The 14,606-nt window shown below is 62.5% G+C and carries 14 protein-coding genes and 1 riboswitch; of the genes, 10 read left to right on the top strand and 4 right to left on the bottom strand.

Going from position 1 to position 14,606, the window contains the following annotated elements; translation table 11 throughout:
- Positions 1-14: 14 nt before the first annotated feature.
- Positions 15-1,133 carry an alkene reductase gene (locus CFE47_RS23930; protein WP_286840861.1) on the top strand — a complete coding sequence of 373 codons (1,119 nt, stop codon included), beginning with the start codon at positions 15-17 and terminating at the stop codon, positions 1,131-1,133.
- A 186-nt stretch (positions 1,134-1,319) separates the two neighbouring features.
- Here CFE47_RS23930 and CFE47_RS23925 read toward each other — a convergent pair whose 3' ends face one another.
- Together CFE47_RS23925 and CFE47_RS23920 are read right to left on the bottom strand one after the other, a co-directional pair.
- Positions 1,320-2,306 (bottom strand): NAD(P)H-quinone oxidoreductase, encoded by a 987-nt coding sequence (locus CFE47_RS23925; protein WP_286840859.1) that lies wholly within the window; start codon positions 2,304-2,306, stop codon positions 1,320-1,322.
- Positions 2,307-2,488: 182 nt separating this feature from the next.
- Complete coding sequence (locus tag CFE47_RS23920; protein WP_286840858.1) at positions 2,489-3,307, bottom strand: alpha/beta fold hydrolase; 819 nt, start codon at positions 3,305-3,307, stop codon at positions 2,489-2,491.
- A gap of 148 nt (positions 3,308-3,455) precedes the next feature.
- Here CFE47_RS23920 and CFE47_RS23915 point away from each other — a divergent pair, with 148 nt between their 5' ends.
- Positions 3,456-4,523, top strand: a complete 1,068-nt coding sequence (locus CFE47_RS23915) for an NAD(P)-dependent alcohol dehydrogenase (RefSeq protein WP_286840856.1) — start codon at positions 3,456-3,458, stop codon at positions 4,521-4,523.
- A gap of 124 nt (positions 4,524-4,647) precedes the next feature.
- Here CFE47_RS23915 and mntP read toward each other — a convergent pair whose 3' ends face one another.
- Positions 4,648-5,211: a manganese efflux pump MntP gene (mntP, locus tag CFE47_RS23910; RefSeq protein WP_286840854.1), complete on the bottom strand. Its 564-nt coding sequence runs from the start codon at positions 5,209-5,211 to the stop codon at positions 4,648-4,650.
- A 10-nt stretch (positions 5,212-5,221) separates the two neighbouring features.
- A riboswitch (yybP-ykoY riboswitch) is annotated at positions 5,222-5,393 on the bottom strand.
- A 39-nt stretch (positions 5,394-5,432) separates the two neighbouring features.
- The gene (locus CFE47_RS23905) at positions 5,433-6,809 is read right to left on the bottom strand and encodes an aminotransferase-like domain-containing protein (protein ID WP_286840852.1); all 1,377 of its coding nucleotides are present in this window, start codon (positions 6,807-6,809) and stop codon (positions 5,433-5,435) included.
- Between the two features lie 134 nt (positions 6,810-6,943).
- On the opposite strand from CFE47_RS23905, the gene CFE47_RS23900 reads away from it, so the two are divergent.
- From CFE47_RS23900 to CFE47_RS23865, 8 genes are all read left to right on the top strand, one after another.
- The gene (locus tag CFE47_RS23900) at positions 6,944-8,230 is read left to right on the top strand and encodes a hydroxymethylglutaryl-CoA reductase, degradative (RefSeq protein WP_286840850.1); all 1,287 of its coding nucleotides are present in this window, start codon (positions 6,944-6,946) and stop codon (positions 8,228-8,230) included.
- A gap of 2 nt (positions 8,231-8,232) precedes the next feature.
- On the top strand, positions 8,233-9,129 hold the full coding sequence (locus CFE47_RS23895) for a hydroxymethylglutaryl-CoA lyase (protein ID WP_286840848.1): 897 nt from the start codon (positions 8,233-8,235) through the stop codon (positions 9,127-9,129).
- 17 nt (positions 9,130-9,146) lie between these two features.
- The gene (locus tag CFE47_RS23890) at positions 9,147-10,373 is read left to right on the top strand and encodes a CaiB/BaiF CoA transferase family protein (RefSeq protein ID WP_286840846.1); all 1,227 of its coding nucleotides are present in this window, start codon (positions 9,147-9,149) and stop codon (positions 10,371-10,373) included.
- Entirely contained in the window at positions 10,370-10,825 is a 456-nt protein-coding gene (locus tag CFE47_RS23885) for an FAS1-like dehydratase domain-containing protein (protein WP_286840844.1), read from the top strand. The genes CFE47_RS23890 and CFE47_RS23885 overlap by 4 nt, the downstream gene beginning before the upstream one ends.
- A 2-nt stretch (positions 10,826-10,827) precedes the next feature.
- Positions 10,828-11,223 carry a hotdog family protein gene (locus CFE47_RS23880; protein ID WP_185710717.1) on the top strand — a complete coding sequence of 132 codons (396 nt, stop codon included), beginning with the start codon at positions 10,828-10,830 and terminating at the stop codon, positions 11,221-11,223.
- 50 nt (positions 11,224-11,273) lie between these two features.
- Positions 11,274-11,759, top strand: coding sequence for a hypothetical protein (locus tag CFE47_RS23875; RefSeq protein WP_286840841.1), 486 nt, complete (start codon positions 11,274-11,276; stop codon positions 11,757-11,759).
- Positions 11,759-13,144, top strand: coding sequence for a tripartite tricarboxylate transporter permease (locus CFE47_RS23870; RefSeq protein WP_185710719.1), 1,386 nt, complete (start codon positions 11,759-11,761; stop codon positions 13,142-13,144). Before CFE47_RS23875 ends, CFE47_RS23870 begins: the two co-directional genes overlap by 1 nt.
- A gap of 78 nt (positions 13,145-13,222) precedes the next feature.
- On the top strand, positions 13,223-14,467 hold the full coding sequence (locus CFE47_RS23865) for an OprD family porin (RefSeq protein ID WP_286840839.1): 1,245 nt from the start codon (positions 13,223-13,225) through the stop codon (positions 14,465-14,467).
- Positions 14,468-14,606: the final 139 nt, after the last annotated feature.

Here is a 14,606-nt window from a genome sequence, read left to right as displayed (position 1 = left end):
TTGGAAAAAAGCACATGACAAACGTTTTAAGCACCCCGGTAAAACTGGGCCGACATACCCTGAACAACCGTGTCGTCCTGCCTCCGCTGACCCGCCAGCGCAGCGCCCAACCCGGTGATATTGCCACCGACCTGATGGCCGAGTATTACCGCCAGCGCGCAAGTGCCGGGTTCATGGTCAGCGAAGGCACGCAGATCGAGCCGCGTGGCCAGGGCTACGCGTGGACGCCGGGTATCTACAACGCGGCGCAAGTCGACGGCTGGCGCACAGTCACCGACGCGGTGCACGCCGACGGCGGGGTGATCTTTGCCCAGTTGTGGCACGTGGGGCGTGTGTCTCATACCGGTTTGCAGCCCGAGGGGGCGGCACCGGTCGCGCCGTCGGCCATCGCGCCTTTGCAGGCCAAGGCCTTTATCGAAACCGCGCCGGGCGCGGGTGAACTGGTGCAACCGCCGGTGCCGCGTGCGTTGAGCACGCGTGAGGTCAAGGAGTTGGTCGGGTTGTACGCCGAGGCGGCGCGCAATGCCATTGCCGCTGGGTTTGATGGCGTGGAGATTCACTCGGCCAACGGGTATCTGGTCAACCAGTTCATCTCGGCCCACGCCAACCGCCGCGACGACGAGTACGGCGGCTCGTTGGATAATCGCCTGCGCTTCTTGCGCGAGATTGTCGAGGCGGTGAGCGATGCAGTGGGCGCAGAGCGGTTGGGCGTGCGCTTTTCACCGTTGTTCAGCGGCACCGACCAGGACCGCGTGTACATCGGCCTGGTGGAGGAAGACCCGCACACCACCTATATCGAAGCCATCAAGGTGCTGGCAGCGGCGGGCGTCGCCTACGTCTCCATCGCCGAAGCGGACTGGGACAACGCCCCCGAACTGCCGGAAACCTTTCGCCGAGCCGTGCGCGAGACGTTCAGCGGGCGGATCATCTATGCCGGGCGCTACACCGCTGAACGCGGCGAGAAACTGGTGAACGCAGGGCTGGCAGACTTGATCGCCTTTGGCCGACCGTTCATTGCCAACCCAGACCTGCCGCAGCGACTGTTCAACGGCTGGCCGCTGAACCCGCTGCGGGCGGAAGGGATGTACGGTGGTTCGGAGCAGGGCTATACCGATTACCCCGCATACCGTTAGAAACCCGGTCTTCAATACAAAGCAGGTCAAATGTGGGATCAGCGATGCACCCATTTTTCGGGCCTGGCACAAAGTTGAATGTGGGAGCTGGCTTGCCTGCGAAAGCGGTGGGTCAGCTTGCATGTGTGTCGGCTGACACGCCGCCTTCGCGAGCAAGCCCGCTCCCACAGGGGATTTGCGGTGTTGCTAGATCACCCGCAACACAATCTTCCCAATGTGCTCCCCGCCCTCCATCCGCGCATGGGCCTTATCCGCTTCGGTATAGTCAAACACCTGGTCGATCATCGGCAGACAGCGCCCTGCTGCAAGCACCGGCCAAACGTGTTCGCGCAGTTGCTCGGCAATTTCGGCTTTCTCATCCCGGGTCCGCGCCCGCAACAGCGAGCCGGTGACGATTGCGCGTTTGCCGAGGATGGTCAGCAAGTCCACCTCGTTGGCCTTGGCGCCGCCGAGGAAGCCCAGCATCACCAGGCGCCCGTCCATGGCCAGGGCCTTGAGGTTATTGTTGAGGTAGGAGCCGCCCATGATGTCGAGGATCACATTCACGCCTTGGCTACCGATAACCTCGACAAAATCCTGCTGGCGATAATTGATCGCTTCGGCACCCAGCGCACGGATCGCCGCGCATTTGTCTTCGCTGCCAGCGGTGGCAAACGCCTGGATCCCGAACTCGCGACACAGCATCAACGCGGTGGTACCGATGCCGCTGGTACCGCCATGGATCAACACGCGCTGGCCTTTATGCGCGCCGCCGAGGCCGAACAAGTTGGCCCAGACGGTGAAGAACGTTTCCGGGATCGCGGCGGCTTGAATCCACTGCATACCTTCGGGAATCGGCAACGCTTGGCCGGCAGGCACCGTGCAGTATTGGGCGTAGCCGCCGCCGTTGGTCAGCGCGCAGACCTTGTCGCCGAGGGCATAGGCGCTGACGCCTTCGCCCAATGCCACCACTTCACCGGCCACTTCCAGGCCGGGGTACGGGCTCATGCCGGGTTTCATCGGGTAGGTGCCTGCCCGTTGCAGGGCATCGGGGCGGTTGACCCCGGCGGCGTGCACGCGGATCAGAATCTCGCCGGCCACCGGGGAGGGCACGGGCACCTGGCGCGGCTTGAGCACCTCGGGGCCGCCGGGGGTGGTGATTTCGATCAGGGTCATGGTGTTGGGCAGGGGCATCGTGCAAATTCCTGTATCCGAGAACGTAAGAATTGAGACCACCATACCCCTCTGTTGATTCAAGTGTTAAGCGAACCGGCGCCTCACAAAAAAAACCGCAACAAACGGCGGCGGCATTTGTAGTGAGCGGGCTTGCCCGCTCACTACAGAGTCATGTTGTGCGTGCCGTGGCTCGGTCTTAGTCAGCGGTTCAGGAACGCCAGCAGGTCTTCATTCAAGGCCTGAGTGTGGGTGGCGGCAAACCCGTGGGGCGCGTCCTTGTAGACTTTCAGCTCGGCGCCCTTGATCAGTTCGGCGGCCACTTTGCCGGTGGTTTCGAATGGCACGATCTGGTCGCCATCGCCATGGATCACCAGGGTGGGTACGTCGATCTTGGCCATGTCCGGGCGGAAATCGGTGTTGGCGAAAGCGGTGACGCAATCCACCGTCGATTTGAGCGAAGCCTGTAGGGCGATCTGCAAGGTCTGGGTCAGTACGCCGGGCGAGACGACCTGGCCTTTGTTGAGGCCAAAGAACGGGGTGTTGAACTCGGAGATGAACTGCGCGCGGTCTTTCAGCAGGCCGGCCTTGATACCGTCGAACACCTCGGCGGGCACGCCTTGCGGGTAATCGGCGGTCTGGCCGAAGATCGGCGTTACCGCACCCAGCAGCACCAGGCCGGCCACGCGTGCGCTACCGTGGCGTGCGATGTAGCGCGCCACGTCGCCGCCGCCCATGGAGAAGCCCACCAGGGTCACGTCCTTGAGGTCCAGGTGTTCGATCAGTTGGGCGATATCGTCGGCGAAGGTGTTGTAGTCGTTGCCGGTCCACGGTTGGTCCGAGCGCCCGAAGCCTCGGCGGTCGAACGCGATGGTGCGAAAACCGCGGCTGCTCAGGTATTCCATCTGGTATTCCCACATGTCCGCATCCAACGGCCAGCCGTGGCTGAACAGCACGGGCTTACCGCTGCCCCAGTCCTTGAAGTAGATCTGGGTACCGTCTTTGGCAACGAATGTGCTCATGGAAAACTCCTTGGGGGTGGGCGAAACAGCTCAGGCTCACTATTGCGGTAAACCGGACGAAGGGCTTGTACGCATGTGCTCGGTTGAACGGTTCAGCGTCTATGCTGGTCCACTGACTTCCACTGTCCGATCACACAGGTGAACGAAAATGGCCAAGACATACAGCTACGCCGCTCGGGACTCCAAGGATTCGCTCAAGCCCTTTACCTTCGAGCGTCGCGCGCCGGGGGCGGATGACGTACAGATCGACATCCTGTTCTGCGGGGTCTGCCACTCCGACCTGCACACTGTGCGCAACGAGTGGCAGAACACCCTGTATCCCTCGGTGCCGGGCCACGAGATCGTCGGCCGCGTCACGGCGGTGGGCGCCAATGTGAAGAAGTTCAAGGTGGGCGACCTGGCGGGCGTCGGTTGTATGGTCGACAGCTGCCAACACTGTGCGTCGTGCGCCGAGGGCGAGGAGCAGTACTGCGAGAACGGCTTTACCGGCACCTATAACGGGCCGATGTTCGGCGGCGAGAACACCTTCGGCGGCTACTCGGACAATATCGTGGTCAAGGAAAAGTTCGTGCTGCGCATCTCCCACGGCGACGCCAACCTGGCGGCTGTGGCGCCGTTGCTCTGCGCCGGTATCACCACCTATTCGCCGCTGCATCACTGGAAGGTCGGCCCTGGCAAGAAGGTCGGTGTGGTCGGGCTTGGCGGCCTGGGCCATATGGCGGTAAAGATCGCCCATGCCATGGGCGCGCATGTCACGTTGTTCACCACCTCACCCAACAAACGCGAAGACGGCCTGCGCCTGGGCGCCGACCAGGTGGTGGTGTCGAAGAATGCTGATGAAATGGCCAAGGTCACCAACAGCCTGGACTTCATCCTCAACACCGTGGCTGCGCCGCACAACCTCGATGCGTTCATCAGCCTGCTCAAGCGCGACGGCACCATGACCCTGGTCGGTGCGCCAGACAGCCCGCACCCTTCGCCTGCGGTGTTCAACCTGATCTTCAAGCGCCGCAGCCTTGCGGGGTCGTTGATCGGCGGTATTCAGGAGACCCAGGACATGCTGGATTTTTGTGCCAAGCACAAGATTGTCTCGGACATCGAGATGATCGATATCCAGGGCATCAACGACGCGTATGACCGGATGCTCAAGGGGGATGTGAAGTACCGGTTTGTGATTGATATGGAAAGTTTGAAAAAAGAGCATCACGCCGCGTAAAAAACACCGCCAATCCAATGTGGGAGAGGGCTTGCTCGCGAATGCGGTGTATCAGCCACAGGTGTGGCAACTGACCCACCGCATTCGCGAGCAAGCCCGCTCCCACATGGGTTATGTGTTGACCTTAAACGGACAGGTGCTCATACAAAATCGTCGCACCCACCAACATCAGCACCACACCCCCGACCATCTCTGCGCGTTTGCCCACCACTGTCCCCAACACCCGCCCGAGCATCATGCCGATGGTCACCATGGTCATCGTCGCCAAACCAATCGCCGCAGCCGCCACCAGAATGTTCACATCGACAAACGCCAGCCCTACGCCCACCGCCAGCGCATCAATGCTGGTAGCAAAGGCTGTGACGGCCAGAATCATGAACGAGTGCTGGGTGGGTTTCTCTGCTTCTTCATCATCGGCCTTGAAGCCGTTGTAGATCATGTGCAAGCCCAGGGCGACCAGCAGGGTAAAGGCGATCCAGTGGTCCCAGTCTTCCACCCAGCGGGTGGCCGCGTGGCCGATGGCCCAGCCGATCATCGGCGTAATGGCTTCGATCACACCAAAGATCAGGCCGGCGCGCAGGGCTTCGGTGAGGCGCGGTTTGTGCAGGCTGGAGCCTTTGCCGATGGCCGCCGCGAAGGCGTCGGTAGACATGGCCAGGGCCAGGAGGATCAGGGAAATGGGATTCACGGTAAGGCTTCCAGTCGGGCTATGGGACGCAACGACACCCCCACGCGCCCGACTTTAGGCATGGAAGTGTCGCTGGTCTCACCAACCGAAAAACGGTGTTCGTACCACGGCAGGTTGCCGAATATGTTGATACGAACGCTTCCAACAGGGTCAGAAGCCGGTTACTCCCCAACGAGGGAGGCGATCATAGGTGGGCAAGCATGAAAATTTTGTTAAACCCGTTATCGCAACTCGCGGATGATCCGGCAGAACACCGGGTCATCCAGGTAGGCCACGTTCAGCCGGGTCCAAGGCGAGGTGTTTTTGGGTTGGGTCGAGAAGATCGAACCTGGCGCCAGCATCACCCCTTGGGCCAGACAGTGGCGGGTGAGGGCATTGGCATCTTCGATATGCGGGAAGCGTGCCCACAGGTACAGGCTCTGTTCCGGTCGGCAGAACACCTCGGCGCCGAGTTCGTCAAGCAGGTCCAGGCCGCGCGCGGTGGCGTGGCGCAAGCGGTCTTGCAGGCGCGACAGGTGGCGCAGGAACTGGCCTTCGCCGAGGATCACATCGATGGTGCGCTCGCTGTACTCGGCGCCGCTGTTGTGCAGGATCATCTTGATATCCGCCAACTCTTCGACACGCTGCTTGCTGCCAGCGATAAAGCCAACGCGTAGCGCCGCGGAAACCGACTTGGAAAAGCTGCCCACGTACAGCGTGCGATTGAGTTGGTCCAGCGCCGACAGCTTGATCGCCGAACTGGGTTTGAAGTCGGCCATTGCGTCGTTCTCTACCAACAGCAGGTCATAGGTCTCGGCGATGCGCAGCAGTTGGTGCGCCTTGGCCGGGGACAGGTCGGAGCCGGTGGGGTTGTGGCCGATGGACTGCAAAAAGAACAGGCGCGGGCGATGGGCCTTGATGAGTTGCTCCAGTGCCTGCAGGTCTGGCCCATCGGGCTCGCGGGGCACGCCGAACATGCGTGCGCCCTGCAATTGCAGTTTGCCGAACAGCGGGTAGTAACCGGGGTCTTCCACCAGCACGGGGTCGCCGGGGTTGAGGTAGCGGCGGATGATCAGGTCCATCGCGTGGTTGGCGCCCAGGGTGGTCACCAGTTGCCGAGGCGAAACGGGCAGCGCGTAGTCCGCGAGTTTTTGCACCAGCCGCGCGCGCAACCCGGCGTTGCCCAGGCGCGTGCCATAGCGAAACAGCGTGGTGACCCCGGCGCGCACCACTTGGCGGTGGAACTTGTCCAGGCGCATGTCCATCAACCATTCCACCGGCGGGAAGCCTTCGCCGAGGTGGGAATGGCCCGGGTCGCGCACAAACTGCTGGCGCATCATCCAGATGGTGTCCAGGGCGCGGTTGTACGGCAGGCTGTCTTCCTCTTCGCTGGTGTGGGCCACGCGCTTGATCACAAAAAAGCCCTGGCCATGGCGCGCCTCCACCAGCCCATCGGCGGCCAGGTGCTCGTAGGCGGTGATCACCGTGTTCTTCGAATGCCCATGCAAGCGCATGTATTCGCGCAGCGACGGCAGCTTCTCGCCCGCCTTGAGCGCGCCATCGGTAATCTGCTGGGCGATGGCGCTGGCCACCTGTTGCGCGAGGGTAGGGCGCGACATGCTGCAATTCCTCGTAGGTTCTTGTTATGGGTACAGTCAGCGAACTGTCCGGCAAAACTGTACCTTCTTTCAAGGCTACAGATGGGGCAATTTGGCGGCATCCAATAACAAATGACTCCTCGAGGAGCCCCTGAATGTCGATTGATTCCCGCTTGCCCAATTTCCGCAGCCTGTCCCCCCGCCAGCGCCTTGAACACCTGCAACCCTTGCTTGGCCTGAGTGACGAAGACCTGGCACTGCTGCGCGACGCCGGTGCGTTGCCGTTGGAAATCGCCGACGGCATGATCGAAAACGTCATCGGCAAATTCGAACTGCCGTACTCCGTGGCCAGCAACTTCCGCATCAATGGTCGCGATGTGCTGATCCCGCTGGTGGTGGAAGAACCTTCGGTGGTCGCTGCCGCCTCGTTCATGGCCAAGCTGACCCGTCCGACCGGTGGTTTCCAAACCTCCAGCAGCGCACCGCTGATGCGCGCCCAGGTGCAGATCATTGGTATCAGCGACCCGTTCAATGCGCGCTTGAGCCTGCTGCGCAACAAAGACGAAATCATCGCGCTGGCCAACAGCAAGGACCAGTTGCTCAACACCCTCGGCGGTGGCTGCCGCGACATCGAGGTACACACCTTTGCCGACAGCCCACGCGGGCCGATGCTGGTGGCGCATCTTATCGTTGACGTGCGCGACGCCATGGGCGCCAACACCGTCAACACCATGGCCGAAGCCGTGGCGCCGCTGATGGAACGCCTCACGGGTGGCAAGGTGCGCCTGCGCATCCTGTCCAACCTGGCGGACTTGCGCCTGTGCCGAGCCCAATTGCGCATTGCTCCGGAACACTTGGCCACCAGCGAATACAGCGGTGAAGACGTGATTGAAGGGGTGATCGACGCGTATACCTTCGCCGCCATCGACCCGTACCGCGCCGCCACCCACAACAAAGGCATCATGAACGGCATCGACCCGCTGGTGGTCGCCACCGGCAACGACTGGCGTGCCGTGGAAGCCGGTGCCCATGCCTACGCCTGCCGCAGCGGCCACTACGGGTCGCTGACCACCTGGGAAAAAGACAGCCAGGGCCATTTGGTCGGCACCCTGGAAATGCCGATGCCGCTGGGCCTGGTCGGCGGTGCCACCAAGACCCATCCGCTGGCGCAATTGTCGCTGCGTATCCTCGGGGTTAAAACGGCCCAGGAATTGGGTGAAATCGCCGTTGCCGTCGGCTTGGCGCAGAACCTCGGCGCTTTGCGTGCCCTGGCCACCGAGGGTATCCAACGCGGGCATATGGCCTTGCATGCGCGCAATGTGGCGCTGTCGGCCGGTGCCCGTGGTGATGAAGTGCAATGGTTGGTGGAGCGCATGGTCGCGACCCACGACGTGCGCGCCGACAGTGCGCGGGCTTTGTTGCTCGATAAGCGCGGTCAGTGAGCATGCACGCCGTCAGGCTGGTGGAAGTGGGCGCACGGGACGGTTTGCAGAACGAAGCCCGTTGCCTGCCCGTGGACACCCGAGTGGCCCTGGTGGAGCGCCTCGCCGATTGTGGCTTGCGCACCATTGAGGCCGGGGCATTCGTGTCGCCGCGCTGGGTGCCGCAGATGGCCGGTTCCGATGAAGTGCTGCGCCAAGTGAGCCCGCGTGCGGGCGTGACCTACACCGCCCTGGTGCCCAACCTGCAAGGCCTGGACATGGCCCTGACCGCCGGGTGTCGGGAGGTCGCGGTGTTTGCGGCGGCGTCCGAGGCGTTCTCGCAAAAGAACATCAACTGCTCGATTGCCCAGAGCCTGGAGCGTTTCGAACCCGTGCTTGCCAAGGCCAGGGAAGCGGGCGTCGCGGTGCGTGGCTACGTATCCTGCGTGCTCGGCTGCCCGTTTACCGGCGCGGTTCCCGTCGCCCAGGTGGTGGCGGTCACCCAGGCGCTGTATGCCATGGGCTGCTACGAAATCAGTTTGGGCGACACCATTGGTACCGGCACGCCGGGTGCGACGCGCCGATTGATCGAGGCCTGCGCCGGCGAGGTTCCCATCAGTGCCTTGGCTGGGCATTTCCATGACACCTACGGCATGGCCGTGGCCAATGTGCAGGCTGCGTGGCAAGCCGGGGTGCGGGTGTTCGACAGTTCGGTGTCGGGCTTGGGCGGCTGCCCGTATTCACCGGGGGCCACCGGCAACGTCGCAACCGAGGAACTGGTGTACCTGTTTGAAGGGCAGGGCATTGCCACCGGGGTCAACCTTGCAAAATTGATCGAGGTAGGCGTCTTTATTGATAGCCAGCTGCAACGCAGCGGTGAATCGCGGGTCGCCAAGGCATTGCGCGCACGCATCCAATAACAATAAGTGGAGCACCCATGAACCCTCTCGCAACCACCCTGGCCGGTTTCGGCCCGCTCAAGGGCGTGACCATCCTTGACCTGACCCGCGTGGTCGCAGGCCCCTATTGCGCCATGCTACTGGCAGACATGGGCGCCAACGTGATCAAGATCGAACACCCCACCGACCCGGACCTGACCCGCGAATTCCCACCCATGAGCCGCAGCAGCGACACGCCGGTCAGCGGCTTCTTCGCCCAGTTCAACCGTAACAAACAGGCGGTGTGCCTGGACCTCAAGCACCCGGACGGCAAGGCCACGTTCCTGCAGATGGTGGGCAAGGCCGACATCGTGATCGAGAACTTCCGCCCCGGCACCATGGACAAGCTCGGCCTGGGCTACAAGGTGCTCAAGGCCGTCAACCCGGCACTGGTGTTCACCGCCATCAGCGGCTTTGGCCAGCACGGGCCCAACTCTTCACGACCGGCATTCGACAGCAGCGCCCAGGCATCCGGCGGGCTGTGGTCGATGAATGGCACCGTGGAGGAGCCGATGCGCGTCGGCACGGTTTTGGGTGACCTGTCGGCGGCCCTGTATGCGGCCATCGGCACCCTTGGTGCGCTGCGTGAGGCCGAGCGCAGTGGTCACGGGCAACTGGTGGACGTGTCCCAGCAGGATTCGATCATTTCCCTGACCGAAAACGCCCTGGTCACCTACACCGAAACCGGCGAGGTGGTCGGCCCCACTGGCAATGGTCATCCCTTTGTCAAACCCTACGGGCGCTATGCGTGCAAGGACGGCTTCGTGTTTTTCGGTGCCTACACCGACAAGTTCTGGCGCGAGGCCTGCCAGGCCTTTGGCACGCCTGAATTGGCCAGCGACCCGGAACTGGACACCATGGCCAAGCGCTTCGAGCAGGCCACCTACCTGCGTCGGGTCAAACCCATCGTCGAAGGATGGTGTGCGGCGTACACCAAGGCCGAACTGGAAGCCCTGACCGGCGACCGCTTCCCGTTGTCGCCGATCAAAAGCATGGACGAAGTGGTTGCAGACCCCCACGTGCGTGAGCGCGACATGGTGGTCAGTGTGGAATGCCAGGGCGCGCATTTCGAGGTGTTCGGCAACCCGGTCAAACTCTCCGGCGGCACCTTGGAGAAGGGCGCCAGTGCCCCCGCTGTCGGCCAGCACAACCAGCAGGTCTACCGCGAATGGCTGGGCCTGGACCCACACCAATACGATGAACTGGTCGCCCGAGGTGTGATTTGAGCCTGCTCACCGAACAGATCATGAGTTGCATCGGCCTGGCCTTGCCGCCGGTGCGCTTTGAGGTCAGCCGCAATGACATTCGCAAGTACGCCGTAGCCACCGGCCAACGCCAGGCGCGGTTTCTTGCCGGTGACGAAGCGCCGCTGATGTTCCTGTTCAGCGTGCTGATGCCGGTGCTGCCCCTGGACCAACTGCGTCAAGACGGCCATTGCCCCGACAACCCGTTGCTGCCGCAGCTGCCGCTCAAACGCATCCTGGCCGGGGGCAGCCGCTATCAGGTGCACGGGCGCATCTACCCCGGCGACGTGCTGGTGTGTCGCCAGAGCCTGGTAGACATCCACGAGAAACAGGGCAGCGACGGCCCATTGATTTTCCTGGTGTTCGAGAACCGTTTTGAAAACGAAGCCGGCGAGCCGCTGGTGATCGAACACCTGACCCGGATAGCGAGGTAAGCATGGCCATTCCTGAAGTCGGCCAGGCGCTGCCTGAGCGCCAATACACCCCGGATAGCGTGCAATTGTTCCTGTACAACGCGGCGATCTGGAATGCCCATCGCATCCATTACGACCTGCCTTACGCCCAGGACGGCGAAGGGCACCCGGCGCTGCTGGTGGACGGCCCGTTGCAGGGCGACTGGCTGACCCAATTGCTCTACGACTGGATGGGCGCCAACGATGAATTGCTGGCGTTCGAGTACAGCAACCGTCGCGCCGCCTATCTCGGCGATGTGCTCACCGCTTGCGCCGAAGTCGAGGCGGTTGAGCAGGCAGACGTCACGTTCGCCTTGCGCATCGTCAACAGGCACGGCCAAGCGACTACCGTCGGACGGGCCACTGTCCGCCGTGGCTAATGCTTCACCCCCCTATAAAAACAACAAGCCCGAAAGGGCCGGAGGGCACCATGCAACAACCTCTTTTACCGCCGGACAAGCAACACCTGTATGAGGTGTGGGGCGACACCATCGATGGCCGCCACCTGGCAATGTCCATCGGCATTGGCGCCGTGGTCAGCCTGGGCGCCTACTTTGCTGCGCAGCACCTGTTGCACTACCTGGTGGAGTCGGCGCAGATGGCCCGTGCCTATGCCATGTTGATCGGCATCCTCGGCTGCCTGGCGGGCGGGGCGATCAGCGCCAAACTGTTCCCGCCCAAACGTGACGTGCAAGAGAACCTCGCCGACCAGGGTTTTCGCGAACAAGTGGTGGCCGACCTGCTCAAGGAGTACGGCAGCCTAGGGCGTTTGCAAGACTTGTCTGCTGAGGTGATTGCCGAACTGCGCGAGCTGGAGCTGTACGAGCTGTTTCGCGAGGCCCAGGCACGTGAAGAAAGCCTGCGTGAAACGCCGGCCACCTCACTCACCGCCAGCCTCAGTGGAGGGCGCGGGTGATGGAAGTGTTACTGCACGAAATCATGATGGCCTTCGCCCTTGGGCTGCTGGGCGCGGTGGTGTTCGCCGCCATCGGCCTGGTGTCCGGTACGGATGAAACCACCACGCTCGCACCGCTGACCATGCTGGTGGTGCTGTTGGGTGCGCCGCCGGCCGGGGTGCTCACGTTCTTCCTCGCCGGCGCTGTGGCCAAGCACATGACCCACGCCGTGCCCACGGCGTTGTTGGGGATTCCTGGCGATACCTCGGCCACGGCGCTGCTGGCGGATGCCAACTACCTGCGCAAGCTCGGCGTGCCGCATATCGCGCTGCGCAAGATGATCTCCGGTGGCGCGGTGGCGGCGCTGATCGCGGTGCCGTTGTCGGTGTTGTTCGCGGTGTTGCTGGCGCCGTTCGGCGCGGTGATCAAGCAGTTCGCACCGTGGGTGTTCCTGTGTGCCGCGTTTACCATCGCCTACTTCTCCGCTGGCCGTTGGGCAGCGGTGCTGGCCCTGGTGCCGTTTGTGGTGGTAATCGTGGCGTTGCAGGCGTTGACCGGGCAGTACGGGGTCAAGTTGTCGGTGAGCTACTTCCTCGGCATCGCCGTGGCACCGCTGATTGCCTCGCTGTTTTCCCTGTTGGCCCCCGGCGAGCGCCAGCGCATGCGACGCGACCAATACCGGGTGTTTTCCCTGGCCCCGGACGTGAAGGGCTGGAGCGGCTATTTCCCCAACCCGTTCAAGGTCATCAACCCACGCCAGGTGCGCGTCACGGCCATGGCCGCCAGCGTCTCCAGCGCGACGTTCGTGTTCAGCCCGGTGGCGATGACGGTGATCATGGGCGAAGTGATCGGCTCGCGCATCAAGCATGCCTACGACCGCCTGACCACCGTGATCACCGCGCGTAACGGCGTGACCGAGTCCACTTACATCGCTGAAACCCTGATCCCGCTGATGGCCTTTGGTTTGCCATTGAGCCCGGTGGCTGCTGGCCCCGCTGCGCCGCTGTTCAACGCACCGCCGCGCTTCTTCGTCGACAACGCCACCGGCGAGATCAACAACCTGCACAACCTGCTCAATACCTGGGAGTTCCTCGGTTACGGCATGCTCGCGGTGATTGTGGCGATCCTGGTGGCGTACCCGTTCACCATGAACTTCGCCCATGGCGCGGCGGCCTTTGTGGTGCGCAAGATCAGCCATGAAGCGGTGATCGCGACCTTTATCGGCCTGGTGCTGGTGATCGGTATCTGGGAAGGCGGGCTGCTGGGGTTGATGGTGATTGTCACCATAGGCTTGCTCGGCGGGTTCCTCGCACGCTTCCTGGGCTTCAACATCGGTGTGCAGTTCATGGGCTATTACACCGCCGTACTTACAGTACCCGCGATCATCGCGTTGACCGGCAACTAACTCCCTCCATCCCACCAGCCAGCAGATACCCGTTATCTGCGACGGGAGGCGTTCGCCTCCCAAAAAGGAATAATAAAAATGAAGATCCTTTTGCGCTCCAACCCAGTGGTACTCACGTGCCTGGCGCTTACCGCCGGCAGCAGCCATGCCGAGGGCTTCCTGGACGACAGCAAGGCCTCGCTGAACCTGCGCAACTTCTATTTGAATCGCAACTTCGTCAATGGCAACTACCCCCAGGCCAAGGCCGAGGAGTGGACCCAGAGCTTTATCCTGGATGCGCGTTCCGGCTATACCGAAGGCCTGGTGGGCTTTGGTGTGGACGTGCTGGGGCTGTACTCGGTGAAGCTCGACGGTGGCAAGGGCACCGCCAACACCCAGTTGCTGCCGGTGCATGGCGATGGCCGCCCGGCGGACGATTTTGGCCGGCTTGGGGTTGCGCTCAAAGCCAAACTGTCGAACACCGAATTGAAGGCGGGCGAGTGGGCACCGGCCTTGCCGGTACTGCGCTCGGACGATGGCCGCTCACTGACCCAGACCTTTCACGGCGCGCAGATTACCTCGAAGGAAATCACTGGCCTGACCTTGTACGGCGGCCAGTTCCGCGCTAACAGCCCGCGCAATGACGCAAGCATGGAGGACATGTTCATGGGCGGCCGCCCGGATGCCACCTCCGACCGCTTCAACTTCGGCGGCGCCGAATACCAGTTCAACGACAAGAAAACCCAAGTCGGCGCCTGGTATTCAGTGCTGGCGGACATCTATCAGCAACGCTATTTCAACCTGATCCACAGCCAACCGGTAGGCGGTTGGGTACTGGGTGCAAACCTTGGGTACTTCTCCGGCGAAGAAAACGGCAGCGCCCGCGCTGGCACCCTGGACAACCGTGCACTGTCGGCCATGCTCTCGGCCAGGACCGGCGCGCACACCTTCTATGTGGGCCTGCAACGCCTGTCCGGCGACAACGGCTGGATGCGCGTCAATGGCACCGCCGGTACCAGCCTGGCCAACGACAGCTACAACTCCAGCTATGACGCGGCCAAGGAGCGCTCGTGGCAACTGCGCTACGACTACGACTTTGCCGCCCAAGGCGTGCCGGGGTTGACGTTGATGACCAGGTATATCCGGGGCAGCAATGCGCACGTCGGTGCGGTTACCGATGGTGAGGAATGGGGCCGCGAGTCGGAGTTGGCCTACGTGATACAGAGCGGCCCGGCGAAGAACCTGAATGTGCGCTGGCGCAACTCCACGCTGCGGCGCGACTTCAGTACGAATGAGTTTGATGAGAACCGGTTGATCATCAGTTACCCGTTGTCGCTGCTGTAACACTCTCAAAATGTGGGAGCGGGCTTGCTCGCGAATGCGGTGGATCAGCCAATGAATTTGTTGACTGACACACTCCATTCGCGAGCAAGCCCGCTCCCACATTTGGATCTCCATTTTTCAGATAGACAGTGGTCTGCCT

Source organism: Pseudomonas sp. PGPPP1 (assembly GCF_002255865.1).
Lineage (GTDB): Bacteria > Pseudomonadota > Gammaproteobacteria > Pseudomonadales > Pseudomonadaceae > Aquipseudomonas > Aquipseudomonas cremoris.
The sequence above is the reverse complement of the archived record's forward strand: the minus strand, read 5'-3'. Positions and strand labels throughout refer to the sequence as shown.